5 protein-coding genes are annotated in these 4032 nt (G+C 46.0%); 3 read left to right on the top strand and 2 right to left on the bottom strand.

Going from position 1 to position 4032, the window contains the following annotated elements; translation table 11 throughout:
• On the bottom strand, nt 1-242 hold a 242-nt coding region (locus K2Q26_13650; protein MBY0316563.1), incomplete at its 3' end, for a hypothetical protein.
• 110 nt (nt 243-352) lie between these two features.
• Here K2Q26_13650 and ggt point away from each other — a divergent pair.
• Both ggt and K2Q26_13640 read left to right on the top strand, forming a co-directional pair.
• Entirely contained in the window at nt 353-2008 is a 1656-nt protein-coding gene (gene ggt / locus K2Q26_13645; protein MBY0316562.1) for a gamma-glutamyltransferase, read from the top strand.
• A 41-nt stretch (nt 2009-2049) separates the two neighbouring features.
• A complete protein-coding gene (locus K2Q26_13640; protein MBY0316561.1) occupies nt 2050-2364 on the top strand; it encodes a hypothetical protein in 315 nt (104 codons plus the stop codon).
• A 33-nt stretch (nt 2365-2397) separates the two neighbouring features.
• On the opposite strand, the gene K2Q26_13635 is transcribed toward K2Q26_13640, so the two are convergent.
• Entirely contained in the window at nt 2398-3318 is a 921-nt protein-coding gene (locus K2Q26_13635; protein MBY0316560.1) for an esterase family protein, read from the bottom strand.
• Between the two features lie 226 nt (nt 3319-3544).
• On the opposite strand from K2Q26_13635, the gene K2Q26_13630 reads away from it, so the two are divergent.
• On the top strand, nt 3545-4032 hold a 488-nt coding region (locus K2Q26_13630; GenBank protein ID MBY0316559.1), incomplete at its 3' end, for an isopenicillin N synthase family oxygenase.

Genomic DNA, 4032 nt, shown 5'->3' with positions numbered 1-4032 from the left:
GTTTTAAATTTAATTTCGAAACCTACAATTGCACGGTCCGAAAACGTTTTTGCACGATGACTCAAATGAAACCCATTTCCGGTGCCAATCTCCACATCGAGATGCTCATAGGTCCGATGAGGACCTGTCCGCCATTGACCGTGATTTTTAAGAGCCAAGGTCTCGTCGACAATATAGGGCCCAAACTCCGCCATCATGGGAATGTAGGGGTTTGTAAAATTCTCGAACTGAAAAGATTGCATCCTGCGGGGATACCAAATCGACCCCAATTCGACAAGGTTTTTGGACCGCAGTGAATTGATTTTCTACTCTAATCGATCTAATGTGCTTGAATTCAAATTTAGAGGTATCCATGAAACAATTCCCACAGTTTGCGATCGCTATTTTTCTTCTTCTTTTTCAGATTTGTGCAGGGGCTATTCCCTCCCAGGGCCACCGAGTGATGATCGCAGCCCCCACCGAGCGCGGCGTGGACGTCGGGCAAAAGATTGCAGCTAAAGGCGGAAATGTTGTGGATATCGCGGTGGCGGTGCAGCTCGCATTGGGGGTGACGAGTCCCTACTACGCCTCTCTCGGCGGAGGCGCTTTCGCCATGATTCGTATGGGCAATGCCACCCCCGAAGCTTTGGACTTTAGAGAAGTCGCTCCGATCATGACCCATCAAACATTTTACAAAGACAAAGATGACAAGGCTCCGATCATTGGTCCGTTGGCGATTGGCGTTCCGGGAATCGCTGCGGGACTTTTCGAAATGCATAGGAAATACGGAAAACTCAAGTGGTCTCAGCTTTTCGAAGAAGCGATTCGCTTAGCGAATGAAGGCTTCCCGGTGAGTGGTGAATGGGTCAAATTGACGAACGGCTCTAAGAAGGATTTTAATCCTGCCGGTCTTAAGTATTTTTTTAAGAGCAACGGTGATTCTTACAAGCCGGGTGAAATTCTAAAGCAGCCGCAATTAGGCAATGCCCTTAAACTTCTACGAGATAAAGGCCCTAAAGCCTTTTACGAAGGCGAGATCGGTAAGGACATCGAGCAAACGATTAAAGGCAAGGGCGTTCTCGCCATGAGCGATCTCAAAAACTATAAAACGCGTTGGCTCAATCCCTTACAAAAAGATTACAATGGGTACTCCGTTTACATGATGCCACCACCCTCCAGCAGTGGTGTGGTGACTTCTTCTCTAATCACCCTGATGCAACAGTTACAGATGGATAAGCAAGTGCCGCTCTCTGTAGAAGAATATCATCTCATCGGAGAAATGTTTAAAGTCGCTTTCCGAGGCCGCACTCAGTTGGGCGACCCTGAGTTTACTCAGAATCCAATTAGCATGCTGACTGGTGATGATTATCTAAAACCTTTAGGTGCTAAGATTAAAAATAATAAAGTTTTATCTTTAGCCCCGTTGGATGATCAAAATGAGCCCAAGGAAAGTAAGGAAACCACAAACTTTACCGTGATGGATGCCGACGGAAATACAGTAGTGCTGACCTCCACCCTCAACGGCAATTATGGCTCTCGCGTGGTTTCGAATAAATACGGCATCGCTATGAATAACGAGATGGACGACTTTACCACTGTTCTTGGTCGGCCCAACATGTTTGGATTAGTTCAAGGTCGCGCCAACTTAGTTCAGGCCGGCAAACGCCCGTTAAGTTCAATGAGCCCAACAATTATCACAAAAGATAACAAAACCGTCATGGGGGTTGGAGCCTCTGGTGGACCGACCATCATTACTTCTGTCTTTCAAACCTGGTACCGCGTATTGGTGAGCAAGTTAGATATTGATCGCGCCATGCAAGCCCCCCGGGTTCATCAACAATTTGCGCCAAATATACTTTTTCTGGATTATAATAATTTTCCAGCGGATACTAAAAAAGGCCTAGAGAAAATAGGCCATAAAGTTGATAATGGGTCCACAGGGAAAGTGAATGGAATCTTTCTCAATGACCAAGGGATTCTCGAAGCTGCTTTCGATTCCCGTGGAGAAGGTGGAGCCGGCGGAATTTAACCGCTTTCTCCCCCAAAGAGTCACTAATACACGGAGGTATTATGAAAAGTCTGATGCTTGGTCTCGCTGTTTTAATTTCAGCCACGGCTTTTGCCGCTCCTTCTAAAAAACTCAGTTCGACAACGAAGATGAAGGCTTGCCTTGCCCATCTCCATGCGGCTCAAAAGGCGTATTATGATTCCAAACGCGTCTATACGGAAGATACCAAGGAGCTCGGTTTTTCGTCAGACATGTGTGACGGCATTGACCGCATCGAAGTGTCCCTCACCAATGGTGGTAAGCGTTTTATGGCCGCCGCCACAAAAGGTCGGACCCTAGCCACCATCGACGACCAAAGAAACATCGCCATCAAATAAAAGGTGGGGAGAACTCTCGATGCGAAGAGCCCCTTACTTCCCTAGTAGATGGGCCACTTGGCTATTGAGATGATTGTGGCCCCCCTGAAATTCCGTGTAGTCGAGGTGGGCCTCTAACTCGAGAATCTGTTTTATTTTTCGGGCGCCAAAGTACAAAGCGAAGTCGTCATGTTGGCCTACGGCAAGACGAATGTATTTTCCTTTGAGATGCTGATTTCTCTCTCTTAAAAATTGAATGGGATCTTTTTTTTGGTAATCTTGCCATGTCTTGGGGATGAGCTCACCGCTTTTGACATGGATCGGGTAAGAAATCTTTCCGCCCTTTACTGGCGCGTAATTCATCGCCATTGCGGCGGCATTCAAAATGTAAAAGTAGTTCTTGTTTTTCTTGAGCTCTCCGCTTTGGATGGCGATGAGGAGCTCTTTCACTGTCGTCAAATTTTCTAACCAAGGGGCTGTTTTGTAAAAATCGGGAAGCAGCGAAGTTTCAAAAAAACTGTCGGGTGCCACAACCACGGCCTTGGTAAATGCTGTTTTCGCCAGACTGATGTGGTGAAGAGCTCCGTAGCCACCGCTGGAAGCGCCCGCCACAGTCCACTCCTCTGTAGTTTTGAAAGTCTTTTTTAAAGCGGTCACGAGTTCAGTTTGAATATAATCACTATACCTGCCGCAGCCACTACTATTAATAAACTGCGATCCCCCGACCGCGGTCATAGCATCGACGAAGCAATGGAGAGCTCGCGGAATTTTTTTCTCTTCCGTAAGCCTTTGGATCATTTGCGGAAAATTTTCCTCTAAGCATTTGATATTGGTCGCTTGAGTTCCATTGCCAAAATATCCCGAAAGATGAACCACGACAGGGAGAGGTTTTTTATCGTTGGGAACTAAAATGTAATTGTGTCTCTTGGCAGGGTCCTTCAGCGGGTTACTTTTAAGAACCTGGCTATCGATCACTAAATCCTTCACGGAAAAAGTGCGGTTTTCAAGAGGTGATGAAACAGGCAGTAAGGTGAATTTCATGTATTTAGGATAGGGTGCTTATTGAATAATGGGAATTTTATTCTCGAAAACTCCCATTCATTTACAATTTTTTGCTGCGAGGAGGTCACCTCAAAAATCCACCTAGCGCCGGAAGTGGGTTAATGCTATTGATTTGGGCACAACTCTTCGAGGGGGATTTATGAGAGAAGTACCTGAACTCAGTCTAGCCGCATACATTTCTGGTTCGGCCGAAGAAAAATCAAAATTTATCCAAGATCTTTACCGTGGACTTAAAGAATACGGGTTCATCACGCTGGTCGATCACCCTATTTCGGCAGATCTCCTTAAAAAGGCCTATGCATTGAGCGAACAGTTTTTTGCCCTCCCCGTGGAAACTAAAAAGAAATACGCGCTCTACGATAATGGTTTTCAGCGAGGTTATACTCCCTTCGGAACCGAACATGCCAAAGATAGCAAAGTCGCTGATCTTAAAGAGTTTTGGCATGTCGGCCGCAACCTTCCCGAAAATCATAAGTATCAGAACCTTTATCCTAAAAATATTTGGCCAACGGAAATTCCCGACTACGGCCCCACATTTTCGAAGATTTACGAAGCTCTCGAAATGTGTGGAGACATTCTCTTAGAAGCCCTCACACTTCCCCTCGAGCTTCCCAAAAATTACTTTAG

The organism is Bdellovibrionales bacterium (genome assembly GCA_019750295.1).
Lineage (GTDB): Bacteria > Bdellovibrionota > Bdellovibrionia > Bdellovibrionales > JAGQZY01 > JAIEOS01.
This window is presented reverse-complemented; position numbering and strand designations above follow the sequence as displayed.